The 19260-nt window shown below is 33.9% G+C and carries 20 protein-coding genes; all 20 read left to right on the top strand.

Annotated elements, in window-relative coordinates; genetic code table 11:
• The first annotated feature begins 5 nt into the window (after positions 1-5).
• The 20 genes from ftsY (at position 6) to codY (ending at position 18932) form a co-directional block, all read left to right on the top strand.
• On the top strand, positions 6-1001 hold the full coding sequence (gene ftsY / locus ACFCYN_RS10345; protein WP_172445248.1) for a signal recognition particle-docking protein FtsY: 996 nt from the start codon (positions 6-8) through the stop codon (positions 999-1001).
• 183 nt (positions 1002-1184) lie between these two features.
• The gene (locus ACFCYN_RS10340) at positions 1185-1517 is read left to right on the top strand and encodes a putative DNA-binding protein (RefSeq protein ID WP_098117769.1); all 333 of its coding nucleotides are present in this window, start codon (positions 1185-1187) and stop codon (positions 1515-1517) included.
• Positions 1518-1533: 16 nt separating this feature from the next.
• Entirely contained in the window at positions 1534-2877 is a 1344-nt protein-coding gene (gene ffh, locus ACFCYN_RS10335; protein ID WP_098117500.1) for a signal recognition particle protein, read from the top strand.
• Between the two features lie 135 nt (positions 2878-3012).
• Positions 3013-3285, top strand: coding sequence for a 30S ribosomal protein S16 (rpsP, locus tag ACFCYN_RS10330; RefSeq protein ID WP_025569022.1), 273 nt, complete (start codon positions 3013-3015; stop codon positions 3283-3285).
• A gap of 14 nt (positions 3286-3299) precedes the next feature.
• Positions 3300-3527 (top strand): KH domain-containing protein, encoded by a 228-nt coding sequence (locus ACFCYN_RS10325; RefSeq protein ID WP_025569023.1) that lies wholly within the window; start codon positions 3300-3302, stop codon positions 3525-3527.
• Positions 3528-3644: 117 nt separating this feature from the next.
• Complete coding sequence (gene rimM / locus ACFCYN_RS10320) at positions 3645-4160, top strand: ribosome maturation factor RimM (protein ID WP_098117499.1); 516 nt, start codon at positions 3645-3647, stop codon at positions 4158-4160.
• The gene (trmD, locus tag ACFCYN_RS10315; RefSeq protein ID WP_172447650.1) at positions 4160-4906 is read left to right on the top strand and encodes a tRNA (guanosine(37)-N1)-methyltransferase TrmD; all 747 of its coding nucleotides are present in this window, start codon (positions 4160-4162) and stop codon (positions 4904-4906) included. The genes rimM and trmD overlap by 1 nt, the downstream gene beginning before the upstream one ends.
• A 129-nt stretch (positions 4907-5035) precedes the next feature.
• Entirely contained in the window at positions 5036-5380 is a 345-nt protein-coding gene (gene rplS, locus ACFCYN_RS10310; protein WP_025569026.1) for a 50S ribosomal protein L19, read from the top strand.
• A 156-nt stretch (positions 5381-5536) separates the two neighbouring features.
• Positions 5537-6091 carry a signal peptidase I gene (gene lepB, locus ACFCYN_RS10305; RefSeq protein ID WP_098117498.1) on the top strand — a complete coding sequence of 185 codons (555 nt, stop codon included), beginning with the start codon at positions 5537-5539 and terminating at the stop codon, positions 6089-6091.
• A 46-nt stretch (positions 6092-6137) separates the two neighbouring features.
• A complete protein-coding gene (gene ylqF, locus ACFCYN_RS10300; RefSeq protein WP_098171315.1) occupies positions 6138-7037 on the top strand; it encodes a ribosome biogenesis GTPase YlqF in 900 nt (299 codons plus the stop codon).
• Positions 7038-7094: 57 nt separating this feature from the next.
• A complete protein-coding gene (locus ACFCYN_RS10295; RefSeq protein ID WP_375949143.1) occupies positions 7095-7871 on the top strand; it encodes a ribonuclease HII in 777 nt (258 codons plus the stop codon).
• 509 nt (positions 7872-8380) lie between these two features.
• Entirely contained in the window at positions 8381-9541 is a 1161-nt protein-coding gene (gene sucC, locus ACFCYN_RS10290) for an ADP-forming succinate--CoA ligase subunit beta (RefSeq protein WP_098117495.1), read from the top strand.
• Between the two features lie 16 nt (positions 9542-9557).
• Positions 9558-10472, top strand: a complete 915-nt coding sequence (sucD, locus tag ACFCYN_RS10285) for a succinate--CoA ligase subunit alpha (protein ID WP_098117494.1) — start codon at positions 9558-9560, stop codon at positions 10470-10472.
• Positions 10473-10530: 58 nt separating this feature from the next.
• Complete coding sequence (gene dprA, locus ACFCYN_RS10280; protein WP_375949140.1) at positions 10531-11415, top strand: DNA-processing protein DprA; 885 nt, start codon at positions 10531-10533, stop codon at positions 11413-11415.
• A 239-nt stretch (positions 11416-11654) separates the two neighbouring features.
• Positions 11655-13730: a type I DNA topoisomerase gene (gene topA, locus ACFCYN_RS10275; RefSeq protein ID WP_375949138.1), complete on the top strand. Its 2076-nt coding sequence runs from the start codon at positions 11655-11657 to the stop codon at positions 13728-13730.
• A 123-nt stretch (positions 13731-13853) separates the two neighbouring features.
• Positions 13854-15158, top strand: a complete 1305-nt coding sequence (gene trmFO / locus ACFCYN_RS10270; protein ID WP_172445244.1) for an FADH(2)-oxidizing methylenetetrahydrofolate--tRNA-(uracil(54)-C(5))-methyltransferase TrmFO — start codon at positions 13854-13856, stop codon at positions 15156-15158.
• Between the two features lie 64 nt (positions 15159-15222).
• Entirely contained in the window at positions 15223-16122 is a 900-nt protein-coding gene (gene xerC, locus ACFCYN_RS10265) for a tyrosine recombinase XerC (RefSeq protein ID WP_098117490.1), read from the top strand.
• Between the two features lie 47 nt (positions 16123-16169).
• Positions 16170-16715: an ATP-dependent protease subunit HslV gene (gene hslV / locus ACFCYN_RS10260; RefSeq protein ID WP_098117489.1), complete on the top strand. Its 546-nt coding sequence runs from the start codon at positions 16170-16172 to the stop codon at positions 16713-16715.
• 11 nt (positions 16716-16726) lie between these two features.
• Positions 16727-18118 carry an ATP-dependent protease ATPase subunit HslU gene (gene hslU / locus ACFCYN_RS10255; protein ID WP_172445243.1) on the top strand — a complete coding sequence of 464 codons (1392 nt, stop codon included), beginning with the start codon at positions 16727-16729 and terminating at the stop codon, positions 18116-18118.
• A gap of 34 nt (positions 18119-18152) precedes the next feature.
• Positions 18153-18932: a GTP-sensing pleiotropic transcriptional regulator CodY gene (codY, locus tag ACFCYN_RS10250; protein WP_098117487.1), complete on the top strand. Its 780-nt coding sequence runs from the start codon at positions 18153-18155 to the stop codon at positions 18930-18932.
• Positions 18933-19260: the final 328 nt, after the last annotated feature.

Genomic DNA, 19260 nt, shown 5'->3' with positions numbered 1-19260 from the left:
AAATTATGAGCTTTTTTAAGAAATTAAAAGAAACAATCTCAAAGCAAACTGAGTCAGTGACTCAAAAATTTAAATCTGGATTAGAGAAGTCTAGAAATAATCTGACAGATGGTCTAAATGATTTATTTGCTAGATACCGTAAAGTAGATGAAGATTTTTTTGAAGAGCTTGAAGAAATTCTAATTATGGCTGATGTTGGCGTAAACACAGTAATGGAATTAGTCGAAGAATTAAAATATGAAGTAAAGCGAAAAAATATTCAAGATCCAAAAGCTGTTCAAGAAGTAATTTCTGAAAAATTAGTTGAATTGTATAAAGGTGACGATTTAACTGAGGATTCATTTGAAATCAACATGAATCCAAATGGTTTAACAGTTGTTTTATTCGTCGGTGTTAACGGTGTAGGTAAAACAACTTCGATTGGAAAAATCGCACATAAACTTAAATCTGATGGCAAAAAAGTATTGCTTGCAGCAGGTGACACATTTAGAGCTGGTGCAATTGATCAATTAGAAGTTTGGGGAAATCGTGTCGGTGTTGAAACAATTAAACAAGGTGAAGGTTCAGACCCTGCAGCAGTAATGTTTGACGCGGTACAAGCTGCAAAAGCTCGTAAAGTAGATGTGTTACTTTGCGATACAGCTGGGCGCTTGCAAAACAAAGTAAACTTAATGAAAGAACTAGAAAAAGTACGTAACGTTATTGCTAGGGAAGTACCAGGAGCACCTCATGAAGTTTTACTTGTCATTGATGCTACAACTGGTCAAAACGGCCTTGTTCAAGCAAAAACATTCTCCGAAGCAACAAATGTAACGGGAATTGTCTTAACGAAACTAGACGGAACTGCAAAAGGCGGTATTGTATTAGCAATCCGAAACGAACTAAAAGTACCAGTAAAATTCGTTGGGCTAGGAGAACAAATGGACGATCTACAACCATTCCAAGCAGAACAATTCGTATATGGACTATTTGGTGATTTAATTAGTAAGGAACAAGCATAATGCTAAATTAGGTACAAATTGGAAGGGTGGTAAAACGAGGTTTATCTTTCCTTGATCCCGCGCTTCCTAAATCTTGAAGTAACGTCAAGTAAAAAACTTGACAGAAGTTTAGCTTTTAGGTAAACTAGCATATGTAAAGGCAAATCACTTAACAAAGGAGTGATAGTTTTGGCAGATCATACCATGTTAGATAAGACGATGAGAATAAATTATCTATATGATTTTTATCAATCTCTTTTAACTCCAAAACAACAAAACTATATGTCACTATATTATTTAGATGACTATTCTTTAGGTGAGATTGCAGAAGAGTTTAGCATTAGTAGACAGGCGGTTTATGATAATATAAAGCGAACTGAAGCAATGCTAGAAGAGTATGAAGAGAAATTATTACTTCTAAAAAAATTTCAACAACGAAATGAAATATTAAATCAATTGAAAACTTACGCTGAAAAGAGTAAAGTTGTAGATAACGATTTTCTTCGATTAATCGATGCGTTAGAGAAATTAGAATAATAAGGAGGACGGTTTTATGGCATTTGAAGGATTAGCCGACCGACTTCAAAAGACATTACAAAAGGTTCGAGGCAAAGGTAAAGTATCTGAATCTGATGTCAAGGAAATGATGAGAGAAGTTCGTCTTGCGTTACTTGAGGCGGATGTTAACTTTAAAGTTGTTAAAGATTTTGTGAAACGTGTTTCTGAACGAGCTGTTGGACAAGAGGTATTACAAAGCTTAACGCCTGGTCAACATGTTGTTAAAGTAGTTCAAGAAGAACTAACTGCATTAATGGGTGGAGAACAAAGCAAAATTGCTGTTGCAAATCGCCCGCCGACTGTTATTATGATGGTTGGTTTACAAGGTGCTGGTAAAACAACTACGACTGGTAAATTAGCTAATTTACTTCGCAAAAAGTATAATCGTAATCCGCTTTTAGTTGCAGCAGATATTTATCGTCCTGCAGCGATTAAACAGCTACAAACTTTAGGTAAACAGTTAGATATGCCAGTGTTTTCATTAGGCGATCAAGTAAGTCCAGTTGAGATTGCAAAACAAGCAATTCAACATGCAAAGGATGAACATCTTGATTATGTTCTAATTGATACTGCCGGTCGTTTACATATTGACGAAGGTTTAATGGAAGAACTTGCACAAATTAAAGAACTTTCTAAACCTGAAGAAATCTTCCTAGTTGTTGATGCAATGACAGGACAAGATGCAGTCAATGTGGCACAAAGTTTTAATGAACAATTAGGTTTAACTGGAGTTGTTCTAACGAAGCTAGACGGCGACACTCGTGGTGGTGCTGCTCTATCAATTCGTGCAGTTACAAATACTCCAATTAAATTTGTTGGACTTGGTGAGAAACTAGATGCAATTGAGCCGTTCCATCCAGAACGAATGGCATCACGTATTCTAGGTATGGGTGATGTGCTTACTCTTATTGAAAAAGCACAAGAAAACGTAGACCAAGAAAAAGCAAAAGAAATGGAACAAAAATTAAGAAATGCATCTTTTACTTTGGATGATTTCTTAGACCAACTTTCCCAAGTTAAAAAAATGGGTCCACTTGGCGATATTTTAAAAATGATGCCAGGTGCAAACAAAATAAAAGGGTTGAATGATCTGCAAATTGACGATAAACAAATCGCTCATGTAGAGGCAATTATTCAATCGATGACAAAACAGGAAAAGCTTACTCCAGATATTATTAACTCTAGTCGCAGAAAGCGAATAGCTAAAGGCTCTGGGCGTCCTGTTCAAGAAATAAACCGTTTATTAAAACAGTTTGAAGAGATGAAAAAAATGATGAAAATGATGGGCGGTATGCAAAAAGGGAAGAAGAAGGGTTTCAAATTTCCGGGCTTATTCTAATCTTTTTGTATAATTTTCCAACATTTAAACATCATTTAATAAAAAATTATGCTGTTAAGAAATTTTACTTTACAAACAGTATTGGTTTTTGATAATATATAAAACGTTGTAAATATTTTCGGAGGTGCTTTAAAAATGGCAGTTAAAATTCGTTTAAAACGTATGGGAGCAAAAAAATCTCCTTTTTATCGTGTAGTAGTAGCAGATGCTCGTTCTCCTCGTGACGGACGTTTCATCGAGGAAATTGGAACTTACAATCCAGTTGCTCAACCAGCTGAAATCAAAATCAATGAAGAAGCAGCATTAAAATGGTTAGGAACAGGTGCTAAACCATCTGATACAGTTCGTAACTTATTCTCTAAAGCTGGTATCTTAGAGAAATTCCACAACGCTCGCAACGGCAAGTAATTATGGAAAAAAAGATGAATACACTCATCAATGCAATTGTTTCAAGTCTTGTAGATCATCCAGAGGATATTTCACTTCAAGTAAAAGAAGATGAGAACAATCTATTCTTTCATTTACAGGTAAACCCTGAAGATGCTGGTAGAGTGATTGGCAAACATGGTAAAATTGCTAAAGCGATTCGTACGGTTGTTTACGCAGCAAGTAATGAACACGCAAAACGTATTCACTTAGATATTCAGTAATGTAAGACGGTCCTTGGCTATAGCTAAGGGCCGTTTTCAACATTAGTAGACATATATGCAACCTGAATGGTAAAACTAACTATAAACTTAAGAAATTTTATATATAGAGGTAATCGAATGGAAAAATATTTAAATGTCGGAAAAATTGTAAATACTCATGGAATTCGTGGAGAGGTCCGCGTTATTTCAAGAACTGATTTTCCTGAGAAACGTTACAAAAAAGGAAATTCACTTTATTTATTTAAAGAAAATGAAACTACACCAATTAAATTAATCGTAACGAGTCACCGTGTACATAAAAATTTTGATTTACTTACATTTGAAGGGTATGAGTCATTAAACTCAGTAGAGCCACTGAAAAATGGAATATTAAAGATAACTGAAGACCAACTACATGATTTAGATAAAAATGAATACTATTACCACGAGATTATCGGTTGTGTAGTTGAAACAATTGATGGAGAAGAAATAGGTAAGATAAAAGAAATATTATCTCCAGGAGCGAATGATGTTTGGGTTATTCAAAGAAAAGGTCAAAAGGATGCGCTCATTCCATATATTGAACAAATTGTCAAAGAAGTAGATGTAACGAATAAAAAAGTTAAAATCGAATTAATGGAAGGTCTATTATGATGAAATTAGACTTTTTAACACTTTTTCCGGAAATGTTTGAGGGAGTATTAAACTCCTCAATTTTAAAAAAAGCGCAAGAAAAAGAAGCAGTCCAATTCCGTTGCGTTAATTTTAGAGATTTTTCGACTAATAAACATTCAAATGTTGATGATTATCCTTATGGCGGAGGCGCAGGTATGGTACTTGCTCCTCAGCCGATTTTTGACGCTGTGGATGAATTAGTATCTAAAAGTGAAAATAAGCCTAGAGTCGTCCTTTTATGCCCTCAAGGAGAGAGATTTAATCAACGCAAAGCTGAAGAGCTTTCGAAAGAAGAACATTTAATCTTTATTTGTGGTCATTATGAAGGCTATGATGAGCGAATTCGTGAGCATGTCGTAACAGATGAAATCTCAATCGGTGATTATGTATTAACTGGTGGAGAGCTTGGTGCTATGGTAATTGCTGATAGTGTTGTTCGTTTATTGCCTGGTGTACTCGGAAATACAACTTCAAAAATAGAAGATTCATTTAGTACAGGATTATTAGAACATCCCCATTATACAAGACCTGCCGATTTTAGAGGACATAAAGTGCCAGAGGTATTATTATCTGGAAATCATGCTCTTATTGAGGAATGGCGTACAAAACAATCTTTTAAACGAACTTTAACACGTCGTCCAGATCTACTTAAGGACTACACTTTATCTGAAAAAGAGTCTAAATGGATTGAGCAAGTTAAAGAAGAATTAAAACAAGAAAACTAGTTGCACGCACTAAAAGAATATGTTAATATAACTTGTGGCTTAAGTTAATACTTAAGCCTTTATTCTCGGTGTTCCGCTGCGAGCAATGTATCTTGTAAGAGCATCGGTTGGAAAAGGAGCGCATAAAATATGCAAAATTTAATCAACGAAATTACAAAAGAACAACTAAGAACTGACTTACCAGCATTCCGTCCTGGTGATACTGTACGAGTTCACGTTAAAGTTGTTGAGGGTACTCGTGAGCGTATCCAATTATTCGAAGGTGTAGTTATTAAACGTCGTGGTGGCGGAATTAGCGAAACTTTCACAGTTCGTAAAATTTCTTACGGAGTTGGTGTTGAACGTACGTTCCCAATTCACACTCCAAAAATTGCTAAATTAGACGTTGTTCGTCGCGGTAAAGTACGTCGTGCTAAACTTTACTACCTACGTGCACTTACTGGTAAAAAAGCAAGAATTAAAGAACTTCGATAGTCTTTTGAAAGGAGCTTGTATAAAACAAGCTCCTTTTTTTCCAATAAATGTAGATTATGGATATAATAAAAAGTAAAATAGAATACATAAATAAAGGTTTTAACTTTTGTAAGGTTAATACTTCAAAACGTATGGTTATAATTGGAGGGATTTAGGTTGAAAGAAAGCAATAGTGGTGGAATTTGGGAATTAGTTAAAACAATCTTTATTGCGCTTGTACTTGCACTTGGTATTCGAACATTCCTTTTTACACCGGTTTTAGTTGACGGTATCTCAATGATGCCAACATTACAAGATCAAAGTAGAATGATTGTAAATAAAATTGTTTACAAGATTCATGAACCAAAACGTTTTGATATTGTAGTCTTCCATGCTACTAAGGAAAAAGATTATATTAAACGTGTAATCGGCTTACCAGGTGACACAGTTGAATATAGAAATGATGTTCTATATGTTAACGGTAAACCGTATAAAGAACCATATTTGAATGAATATAAAAAAGAAACAAAGGATGGTCCTCTTACGGAAGACTTTACGCTAGAAGAGATTACTGGCAAAAAGACTGTACCAAAAGGACAAGTATTCGTTTTAGGGGATAATCGTCGATTAAGTAAAGATAGTCGTATTATCGGAACGGTTAGTCAAAAAGAAATTTTAGGTCGAGCGAGCATTGTATTCTGGCCGATCTCTGAGGTTAAAATGGCAAAATAAGTGCCATATTAAACTTGAATATTTATTGCATAAAGAAGGTGGCAACATGACGATTCAATGGTTTCCAGGTCATATGGCAAAAGCTAGAAGGCAGGTTACTGAAAAGCTTTCATTAATTGATGTCGTAATTGAATTAGCGGATGCTAGAGTACCAGCAGCTTCAAGAAATCCAATGATCGATGAAATTATTTCAAATAAGCCTAGATTGCTTTTATTAAATAAAGCAGATTTAGCAGACCCAAGAAATACGCAGCAATGGTTAGCATATTATGAAAAGCAAGGAGTAATGGCTATTGCTATTGATGCAGCTTCTGGACAAGGATTAAAAGCAATTATTAGTTCGTGTGAAATTCTAGTTAAAGAGAAATTCGATAAAATGAGATCGAGAGGGATTAAACCTCGCGCAATTCGAGCTTTAATCGTAGGGATTCCTAACGTAGGTAAATCGACTTTAATTAATAAGCTAGCACGCAAAAATATTGCTAAAACTGGTGACCGTCCCGGCGTAACACAAGCACAACAATGGATAAAAGTAGGGAAAGAAATTGAATTGCTTGATACACCTGGGATATTATGGCCAAAGTTTGAAGACCAAATTGTTGGTCTACGCTTAGCAACAACAGGGGCAATAAAAGACAGTATTATTAATTTACAAGAAGTAATGATCTATGCTATTAAATTCTTAAGAGAATATTATCCAAATGTATTAAAAGATCGATACGACATGAATGATGAAATTTTATTTTCTGAAAATGTAGTAGATGTTTTTGATCATATTGGGAAGAAACGTGGATTTTTAATGTCAGGCGGAATTATAGATTATGATAAAACATCTGATTTATTTTTACGTGAGCTAAGAGCTGGGAAATTAGGCAGATTAACATTTGAGAATCCTTCGATGCTTGAAGTGACTGATGAAATACTAGAAGAAAGTACGCATGAGTAAGCGTACTTTCTTCTTTTTTAATGAAATAGATAAAGTTAAAAAAGGAGTACAAAATTTATGTCGCTGAAAATAGACGAAATAAAAAATAAATTAAATGAACTAACTGACCCAAGTAGTGAACTCTTAAAAGAATTTGAAAGTGATCAGCGAATTGGTGTGCAAAAGCTAGTTGCAAAGTGGTATAGAGAACATGAAAAAAAAGAGCAAGCTCGCTTAAAATTTTTAAAGATGATGGAATATGAAAAGAATCTATATATGCAAAATGTAAAATTAATTGCAGGAGTAGATGAGGTTGGAAGAGGGCCATTAGCTGGACCAGTAGTAGCAGCGGCAGTAATTTTAGCAGAAGATACTGAACTGATCGGCCTTGATGACTCAAAAAAATTATCAAAAGAGAAAAGACAGTATTTCGTTAAACGAATTAAGGAAGAAGCAATTTCATATGGAATTGGTATGGCTAGCTCAAGCGAAATAGATGAAATCAATATTTATGAAGCAACAAAATTAGCAATGAAACGTGCAATAGAGCAACTTAAACATTCGCCTGAACATTTATTAATTGATGCAATGAAACTACCAATGGAAATTTCTCAAACATCAATCATTAAAGGTGATGCAACAAGCATAAGTATTGCAGCAGCATCTGTCCTTGCAAAAGAAACAAGGGATTCTTTAATGTGCGAACTAAGTTTAAAGCATCCAAACTACGGCTTTGAAAAGCATATGGGATATGGAACGAAAGAACATCTCCAAGCAATTGAAAAGCATGGAATAATAAATGAACATAGGAGATCATTTGCGCCTATAAAAGAACAAGTTAATTCTAATACATAAGAGTATAGAATAAGTAAAATTACAATTACAAATCCTTCGTTAATTGAAGTAATTTGCTTTTTTAAATTATACAAGTAACAACGAAGAATTTTTTTAAAAAGATAACAAAGTATAAATTTTGAGGTGTACCACAGTTCTAAAAACTGTGGTATTTTTGCTGCTGTACTCTAAGCAAAAAAAGACCGGGCGTTTTTTGCCCGGTTTTTCTTACATAATAACACATATAAATTGGCATCTATAAGTATTAGGGTAGCTACTCAAATGATTTCGAAAATGGACGTATTTTTTTTTATTTGAAGCAAGAATTTTCTTAATATTTACAAAAAACAAATTAAAAATTAATATTGTAATATGATAAACTGACATCATCTATTGTTTCTGAAAAGGTTTTCTATATAAAAACATAGAATATTTAATTCTTTTCTACTAAAGTATTTACAGTATATTCTGTAAGAGATACAATAGGGATGTGTTTTAATTTGTCTTGTTCTAAAAGGGGAGGATGGATCATGAATATCCATGAGTATCAAGGGAAAGAAATCCTACGAAGCTATGGCGTAAAAGTACCAAATGGTAAAGTTGCATTCACAGTTGAAGAAGCAGTAGAAGCAGCAAAAGAATTAGGTACAGCTGTATGCGTAGTAAAAGCTCAAATTCACGCTGGTGGTCGCGGTAAAGCGGGCGGCGTAAAAGTAGCAAAAAATTTAGATGAAGTAAATACATATGCTAGTGAGATTCTAGGTAAAGTATTAGTTACTCATCAAACTGGACCAGAAGGTAAGGAAGTTAAGCGCTTACTTATCGAAGAAGGCTGCGATATTAAAAAAGAATATTATGTTGGTTTAGTTTTAGACCGCGCTACTTCACAAGTTGTATTAATGGCTTCTGAAGAAGGTGGAACTGAAATTGAAGAAGTAGCTGAAAAAACACCTGAAAAAATCTTTAAAGAGTATATTGATCCTGCAGTAGGTCTACAAGGCTTCCAAGCTCGTCGTATTGCGTTCAATATCAACATCCCTAGCAACTTAGTTAACAAAGCTGTAAAGTTCATGATGGGCTTATACAGTGCGTTTGTTGAAAAAGATTGCTCTATCGCTGAAATTAACCCTCTAGTAGTAACGGGTGATGGCGAAGTAATGGCATTAGATGCAAAGTTAAACTTTGACTCAAATGCTTTATATCGTCATGCTGATATTTTAGCTTACCGTGACTTAGAAGAAGAAGATCCAAAAGAAATCGAAGCTTCTAAGTACGACTTAAACTATATTTCTTTATACGGAAATATTGGTTGTATGGTTAATGGTGCAGGTCTTGCAATGGCTACTATGGACATCATTAAACATTACGGCGGAGACCCGGCTAACTTCCTTGATGTGGGGGGCGGTGCTACTGCAGAGAAAGTTACAGAAGCGTTTAAAATCATCCTTTCAGACCAAAATGTTAAAGGTATTTTCGTTAACATCTTCGGCGGCATCATGAAATGTGATGTTATTGCAGAAGGTGTAATCGAAGCTACTAAACAAGTTGGTTTACACTTACCATTAGTTGTTCGTTTAGAAGGAACGAATGTTGAATTAGGTAAGAAGATTCTTAATGAATCTGGCTTAAACATTGTTGCAGCAGATTCAATGGCTGATGGCGCTGAAAAAATCGTTGCACTTGTAGGCTAAGAAAGGGAGGATAAAAATGAGCGTATTTATTAATAAAGATACAAAAGTCATTGTACAAGGTATTACTGGTTCTCAAGGCTTATTCCATACTACACAAATGCTTGAGTATGGTACTAAAATTGTTGGCGGTGTAACTCCTGGTAAAGGTGGAACTGATATCGCTGGCGTACCTGTATTTAATACTGTTTCAGAAGCAGTAGCTACAACTGGTGCTAACGCATCTGTTATCTATGTACCACCTGCATTTGCTGCAGATGCGATCATGGAAGCTGTTGATGCTGAATTAGATATCGCTATTTGTATTACTGAAGGAATTCCTGTACTTGACATGGTAAAAGTTAAAAAGTATATGGAAGGCAAAAAAACTAGACTAGTTGGTCCAAACTGCCCAGGTGTTATTACTCCTGATGAGTGCAAAATCGGAATTATGCCTGGTTACATCCATAACAAAGGTCACGTAGGTATCGTATCTCGTTCTGGTACGTTAACTTATGAGGCTGTTCATCAATTATCTCAAGCAGGTGTAGGTCAATCTACAGCTGTAGGTATTGGTGGAGACCCAGTTAACGGAACAAACTTCATCGATGTTTTAAAAGCATTCAATGAAGATCCAGAAACTTATGCAGTTATTATGATTGGTGAAATCGGTGGAACTGCAGAAGAAGAAGCTGCTGAGTGGGTACAAGCTAATATGGCGAAACCAGTAGTAGGATTCATTGGCGGTCAAACTGCTCCAGAAGGTAAACGTATGGGCCATGCTGGTGCAATCATCGCAGGCGGTAAAGGTACTGCTAAAGAAAAAATGGCTACAATGGAAAGCTGTGGCATTAAAGTAGCTCTTACTCCAGCAGTAATGGGCGAAACTTTAATTAGTGTATTAAAAGAGCGTGGCTTATATGAACAATGTAAGACACACGAAGCTTTAGTATAAAATGTTAAATAAGTAGCCTCCATTTGGAGGCTACTTTTCTTAAAAGGAAGGAGAGTTTATGGGAAAGAAAATTCGACTGATTCATTTGCATCACTTTTTATTTGAAAATTATCAAGCGATCAAGAAAATTCTTCACTATGATCCAAACTTGGAAAACCTCTATCATTATTCACCTTCAATATTTCAAACTACTTTTCAAATGTCTTCAAAAGCTGCGGAAAAATTATATAATCAACTTCATTCATCTTCCATTCTTGATATTTTAAAAGAAAACTATAAAAAAAATATTAAAATTATTACAATTTATGATGATTTGTATCCCGATTTACTAACAGAAATTTGTGACCCTCCATTTGTTTTATATTTAATAGGTAATCAAAATATCTTACATAAAAAATTTATGATCAGTATAATAGGTGCTAGAAAACCATCATTATTTGCAAATATAATTTGTCATTCATTAATAAAAGACTTAATGAAAGAAAATTGTGTAATTGTAAGTGGAATGGCAGCTGGATGCGATTCTATTGCGCATAAATCAACTATTTTCCATAATGGAACGACGGTTGCAGTTGTAGGATGTGGGTTAGACTATATTTATCCGAAAGAAAATCGTAACTTATTTGATGAAATAGCTAGTAAGCATTTAATTATTAGTGAATATCCCTATTATATTAAACCAGAAAAAAGGTATTTTCCTAGAAGAAATAGAATTATTGCAGGATTATCAAAAGGTTTAATCGTATTAGAGGCAAATGAGAAAAGTGGCACGATGATCACAGCAAATTTTGCAATTCAATATAATCGAGAGGTATTTGCTGTGCCAGGTCCGATTATAATGGAAGAATATAAAGGAAATCATCGTTTAATTCAGGATGGAGCGAAGTTAATTACTTGTACAAATGATATTTTAGAGGAATTTAAGGAATATACTAAAAAATAAAAAAATATGTTTATATTACAAAAATTTGACAATACTATTGCGACTTGTGTTATTTTATATCTAAATAAAATTTGACTAATGTATAGAATAAACTATACAATTTGAAATTGTATGAAGGAAAATTAAAAATATAATTGAACTCTTCTTATTATGAATCTATTTGAGAATAAATAAGAATTAATGAATGAAACAAGGAATACAGAGAGTAATGAATAGTAAACTCTCAGGAGGCTTAAAAGATGGCAGAAAATTTAGTGATAGTGGAGTCCCCTTCAAAGGCTAAAACAATTGAAAAGTACTTAGGTAAAAAATTTAAAGTAATTGCATCGATGGGACATGTTCGAGATTTACCTAAGAGCCAGATGGGGATTGAAATAGAAAACGATTACAACCCAAAATACATAACAATTCGCGGAAAAGGGCCAGTTTTAAAGGATTTAAGATCAGCTGCCAAAAAAGCAAAGAAAATATATCTAGCGGCCGATCCAGATCGTGAAGGAGAAGCAATTGCCTGGCACATTGCTAATACACTTAATATCGATACAAGTTCAGATTGTCGTGTAGTGTTTAATGAAATTACAAAAGATGCTATTAAAGAATCTTTTAAAAAACCTAGACCAATTAATATGAATTTAGTAGACGCACAACAAGCTCGACGCGTATTAGATCGTTTAGTAGGATATAACATTAGTCCATTACTATGGAAGAAAGTAAAAAAAGGTTTAAGTGCAGGTCGAGTTCAATCTGTCGCATTAAGACTGATTATTGAACGAGAAAAAGAAATTGAAATTTTCCAACCTGAAGAATATTGGACAATTAAGAGTAAGGGGATTACAAAGAAAGAAGCATTTGATACATTTTTTTACGGTGTTAATGGAAAAAAATTAGAATTAGGCTCAGAAGCTGAAGTAGAAAAAGTTTTATCACAAATAAAAGGTGATAGCTTCGAAGTTCAAAGTGTCACTAGAAAAGAACGTAAGCGTAACCCAGCTACTGCATTTACTACTTCTTTACTTCAACAAGAAGCGGCTAGGAAATTGAATATGCGCGCTAAGAAAACGATGATGATTGCCCAACAATTATATGAAGGAATCTCTTTAGGTAGTGGAGGGCAAGTCGGACTAATCACTTACATGAGAACTGACTCGACACGTATTTCAGATGTTGCAACTGAAGAAGCAAAATCTTATATTGTTGAAACATACGGCGCTGATTTTGTTGCTACAAATAAAAAAAATGAAAAAAAATCAGATAAAGTACAAGATGCACACGAAGCAATTAGGCCAACATCTACATTGCGTTCACCAGATACGATTAAAGCACATGTAAGCCGGGATCAATATCGACTATATAAATTAATATGGGAACGATTTGTTGCTAGTCAGATGTCATCAGCAGTGCTTGATACGGTTAAAGTTGATCTAACTAATAATAATGTAATATTTAGAGCAAATGGTTCTGTCGTTAAATTTCCCGGCTTCATGAAGGTTTATATTGAAAGTAATGATGATGGTACTGAGGAAAAAGATCGCTTACTTCCACCACTAGCTGAAGGTGAAAAGGTTAAAATGGAAGATATTTTACCTGAACAACATTTTACACAGCCACCTCCACGTTATACAGAGGCAAGGCTAGTAAAAACGCTTGAAGAGGTCGGAATTGGTCGACCATCAACTTACGTACCAACATTAGAAACTATTCAAAAGCGTGGATATGTTTCTTTAGATAATAAACGATTTGTACCAACTGAACTTGGTCAAATAGTGTTTGATTTAGTCGTTGAATTTTTCCCAGAAGTCATTAATATTGAATTTACAGTTCAAATGGAAGGTGACCTTGATAAAATTGAAGACGGCAATGTGAATTGGATTCAAATCATTGATCAATTTTATAAAGGTTTTGAAAAACACTTAGAAATAGCAGAAAAAGAAATGCAAAAAGTTGAAATCAGAGATGAACCTGCTGGTGAAGATTGCGAACAATGTGGAAGCCCTATGGTATTTAAAATGGGTCGATACGGTAAGTTTATGGCATGTTCAAACTTCCCAGATTGTCGTAATACAAAAGCAATCGTAAAAGATATTGGCGTTAAATGCCCTACATGTAAAGACGGCAATATTATTGAACGTAAATCGAAAAAGAATCGAATTTTCTTTGGATGCACGAATTATCCTGAATGTGAATTCTTATCATGGGATAAGCCAATCGGAAGACCTTGTCCGAAATGTGACAACTTATTAGTTGAAAAGAAAATGAAAAAAGGAATTCAAGTTCAATGTGTATCTTGTGATTACAAAGAGGATCAACAAGTGTGATGTGAGCAATTAATTTGCTCACTTTTACTTTTCATATCAACTATTGATTAAGAAAACTTTAAGAAAAAAAATATAAAATAATATTACGTAATTTTTATTTAAACAGCGTAGAAGGAGTTATCAATGAAGGAACAATTTATTAATGTAATCGGAGCAGGTTTAGCAGGAAGTGAGGCTGCTTATCAAATTGCAAAAAGAGGAATAAAAGTACACTTATACGAAATGAGACCAGTAAGACAAACTCCTGCACATCATACAGATAAGTTTGCTGAGTTAGTTTGTAGTAATTCACTAAGAGCAAATACATTAACAAACGCTGTAGGTGTTTTGAAAGAAGAAATGAGAAGACTTGATTCGGTTATTATTCGATCTGCTGATGAATGTGCTGTTCCTGCAGGTGGTGCACTTGCTGTCGACCGTCATGAATTTGCAAGTCGTGTTACGGAATATGTAAAAAATCATCCTAATGTAACCGTGCATAACGAAGAAATGACAAAAATACCTGAAGGACCAACTGTTATCGCAACAGGACCTTTAACTTCACCAGAACTTTCACAGCAATTAAAAGAATTGACTGGAGAGGATTATTTTTATTTCTATGATGCAGCTGCTCCAATTGTAGAAAAGGAAAGTATTGATTTAAATAAAGTATATTTAAAATCGAGATACGATAAAGGCGAAGCGGCTTATTTAAACTGTCCAATGAATGAAGAAGAATTCGATCGCTTTTATGAAGCATTAACAACTTCAGAAACAGTACCTTTAAAAGAGTTTGAAAAGGAAATATTCTTTGAAGGATGTATGCCAGTTGAAGTAATGGCTAAACGTGGAAAACAGACGTTACTGTTTGGTCCAATGAAACCAGTAGGGTTAGAAGACCCAAAAACAGGAAAGATACCACACGCAGTCGTACAGCTACGTCAAGATGACAGTGCTGGAACTTTATATAATATTGTTGGGTTCCAAACACATTTAAAATGGGGTCCTCAAAAAGAGGTACTACAGTTAATTCCAGGTCTTGAAAATGCTGAAATTGTACGTTATGGAGTAATGCATCGAAATACGTTTATTAATTCACCTAAACTATTAGAACCAACTTATAAATTTAAAGGACGTAATGATTTATTTTTCGCTGGCCAAATGACTGGAGTAGAAGGTTATGTAGAATCAGCAGCATCTGGTTTAGTAGCTGGAATTAACGCAGCTAGACATGTAATGGAAAAAGAATTAGTAGTATTCCCAGCAGAAACTGCAATCGGAAGTATGGCAAATTATATTACGACTACTAGTGAGAAACATTTCCAGCCAATGAATGCAAATTTCGGACTATTCCCAAGACTTGAAATGAAAATTAAGCGAAAACAAGAACGCTACGAAGCTTATGCAAATAGAGCATTAGAATCAATTATGAATTTTGTAGAATGTTAAGAAAATAAATTGCAAATAGCTACTTAATATGTTAGTATGTAGTGGCTTGTGAGGAGAAAATACCTTGAATATTAAAATATTGTGTCAATTGTTCATTCAGTATTTACAATTAGAGAAAAACTCTTCACAATACACATTAAATAGTTATAAAAAAATTGTTGAACAATTTCTAGTTTTTATGGAACAACAATCCATTATTTCATTTTCTTCAGTTACTTATTCTGATGTTCGTCTCTATTTAACAACTTTGCATGACAAACAGCTATCAAGACGTACAGTCTCAAAACATATTTCTTGTTTAAGAAGTTTCTATCGTTTTCTAATGAGAGAAAATGAGGCAAAAGAGAATCCTTTTGTGCTAGCGTCACTTCCTAAAAAAGAAACTATGATACCAAGATTTTTATACAAGGAAGAACTTGAAAAACTATTTAAGGTTAGCGATCTAGATACGGAACTTGGACAAAGAAATCAAGCCATTTTAGAATTGCTATATGCTACAGGTATGCGAGTAAGTGAATGCTGTAGTTTGAAATTAAAAGACATAGATTTTCAAATTGGGACTATTTTGGTAACAGGCAAAGGGAATAAGCAGCGGTATATTCCCTTTGGTAGTTATGCAGAAAAAGCTCTTCATACATATATAGAAGATGGCCGAAATAGACTGATAGTAGCTAACAAGCAAATAAATGATGATCTTTTTTTGAATCACCGTGGTACAAGGCTTACAGCAAGGGGCGTCCGTGGTATTTTAGAAAAAATGATCAATGATACTTCGTTGACTAATAAAATCTATCCACATATGTTAAGGCATACCTTTGCTACGCATATGCTTGATAACGGTGCTGATATTCGTAGTGTACAAGAATTACTTGGACATGAGAACTTATCATCTACTCAAATCTATACACATGTAACGAAGGAAAGATTACAAAAAGTATACAATTTACATCATCCTAGAGCATAGACGAGCTCAATTTTAGAAATTAATCGACATTTCTAAGGAGGATTCAAATGTCCAATTTTCATGCTACAACGATTTTCGCAATTAGCCACAATGGAAAAAGTGCCATGGCAGGTGATGGTCAAGTAACTTTTGGTAATGCAGTAGTAATGAAGCACACTGCAAGAAAGGTTAGAAAGCTTTTTAATGGAAAAGTTTTAGCTGGATTTGCAGGGTCAGTTGCAGATGCATTTACTTTATTCGAACTTTTTGAGGGCAAGTTAGTTGAATATAATGGGAATATTCAACGAGCTGCTGTTGAATTAGCAAAAAAATGGAGAACAGATCGAGTATTACATAAACTTGAAGCCTTACTGATTGTAATGGATCATAATTCATTATTATTAATTTCTGGTACTGGTGAAGTAATTGAACCTGATGATGGAATTCTTGCAATTGGTTCTGGAGGGAATTACGCCCTTGCAGCAGGCCGTGCATTAAAGGAAAACGCAGGTGACAATCTTTCAGCAAAACAAATTGCTTATGCAAGTTTAAAGACTGCTAGTGATATTTGTGTTTATACGAACGGAAATATAATATTAGAAGAATTAGAATAGGAGAGTGTATTATGAGTACTTCTTTCACGCCTCGTCAAATTGTTGAAAAACTAGATCAATATATTGTTGGACAGCAACAAGCGAAAAAAGCAGTAGCAATTGCACTCAGAAATCGATATCGTAGAAGTTTACTTGAAGAGTCATTCCGAGAAGAGATTTCACCAAAAAATATATTAATGATTGGCCCAACTGGTGTAGGTAAAACTGAAATTGCTAGAAGGATGGCAAAATTAGTTGGAGCTCCTTTCATTAAAGTTGAAGCTACTAAATTTACTGAGGTTGGTTATGTTGGTAGAGATGTTGAATCAATGATTCGTGATTTAACCCAAACTGCCATTCGAATAGTAAAAGAAGAGCGTATGAATAAGGTGAAAGAACAAGCTGAAAAAAATGCTAATACAAGATTAGTAAAACTTCTTGTACCGAGTATGAAAAAACAAGCTTCATTTAAAAACCCACTTGAGATGCTTTTTAATCAAGATGCACAAAACTCGAATGCTGAGCAAGAAGAGAATGATACAGAATTAACGTCTAAAAGAAGAAATATAGAATTTCAACTTTTATCTGGAAAACTAGAAGAAGAACTTGTTTCTGTTGAAGTAGAACAACAGCAAGCTCCAATGCTAGATTTCATGCAAGGAACTGGAATGGAACAAATGGGGATGAACTTTCAAGAGTCATTGGGTAGTTTATTTCCAAAGAAAACTAAAAAAAGAAAGCTTTCCGTTAAAGAAGCTCGTAAAATTTTAACAAATGAAGAAGCTCAGAAATTAATTGATATGGATGAAGTAACCCAGGAAGCAGTTTATAGGGCTGAACAATTAGGTATTATTTTCATAGATGAAATTGATAAGATTGCAAGTAAACAAAACTCTACTCAAGATGTTTCTAGAGAAGGAGTGCAAAGAGATATCTTACCAATTGTTGAAGGTAGTACAGTTGTAACAAAGTATGGACCAATCAAAACGGATCATATTCTATTTATTGCAGCGGGAGCATTTCATATTTCAAAACCTTCTGATCTAATACCTGAATTACAAGGGCGCTTCCCAATTCGTGTAGAATTAGGAAAGCTATCTGTTGATGACTTTGTTCGGATTTTAGTTGAACCAGATTTTTCAATTATTAAACAATATAAAGCATTATTGTCTACAGAAGGTATACAAATCGAATTTTCTGACGATGCTATACGTAGAATAGCAGAAATAGCATTTGATGTTAATCAGACTACTGACAATATTGGTGCGAGAAGATTGCATACGATTATGGAAAGACTTCTTGAGGATTTATCGTTTGAAGCTTCTGAGATTCAAATGGGTACAATCATGATTACACCACAATACGTAAATGAAAAACTCGCAAATATTGCAAAAGATAAAGACATAAGTCAATTCATTTTATAGGAAACGTACAATTAAATAGGAGGCATTTAGAAAGATGCAATTATTAGAAAAAACAAGAAAGATTAATAAGTTATTACAACAATCTGCAGGTAAACCAGTAAACTTTAAAGAAATGGCTGATACATTAGAAGAAGTAATTGAATCAAACGTATTTATTTTAAGCCGTAAAGGGAAGTTATTAGGTTATGGTCTTCACCAAAAAATCGAAAATGAGCGTATGCAAAAAATGTTCAGTGATCGCCAATTCCCTGAAGAGTACACTCAAACCCTATTTAATATTAATGAAACTTCTTCAAATATAGATATTAACAGTGAATACACTGCATTCCCAGTTGAAAATAAAGATTTATTTTCTGGTGGTTTAACAACGATTGTTCCAATTATCGGTGGTGGTGAGCGTTTAGGTACTCTAGTACTAGCGCGAATTAATCAAGATTTTGAAAATGACGATTTAATCTTAGCTGAATATGGCGCAACAGTAGTAGGTATGGAAATTCTACGTGAAAAAGCTGAAGAAATTGAAGAAGAAGCAAGAAGTAAAGCTGTTGTACAAATGGCTATTTCATCTCTTTCTTATAGCGAATTAGAAGCAATTGAGCATATTTTTGAAGAATTAAATGGTTACGAAGGTTTATTAGTAGCAAGTAAAATTGCTGACCGTGTTGGAATTACAAGATCTGTGATCGTAAACGCACTACGTAAATTAGAAAGTGCTGGTGTTATCGAATCTAGATCACTAGGAATGAAAGGTACTTATATTAAAGTACTAAATGATAAATTCTTATTAGAATTAGAAAAATTAAAGTCTAACTAATTAATAATAAATAAAAACCTTTTCTCTTATGGAACATTAGAGGAAAGGTTTTTTATTTTTTACTCAACTATTGTTAGATGAATACTTTGAAGGTCTCTAATCTAGGAAATACGATAATTTTTTTCTAATTATTAATATTGGAAGCTAACTAGGTTCTTCATAAAAATGGATAATGTAGAATTATCTTTTTAATATTGTGTAAAAATTATATACAAAACTGTGAAGGTTTATTTTATTATGAAAAAACATTGCTCGAATATAACGTTGTAATGAAAGAATATTTAGCCTTTTGAACGTATACTATTTTTAGAATGATACACTCTAGAAT

The organism is Gottfriedia sp. NPDC056225 (assembly GCF_042267765.1).
Lineage (GTDB): Bacteria > Bacillota > Bacilli > Bacillales > Bacillaceae_G > Gottfriedia.
The sequence above is the reverse complement of the archived record's forward strand: the minus strand, read 5'-3'. Positions and strand labels throughout refer to the sequence as shown.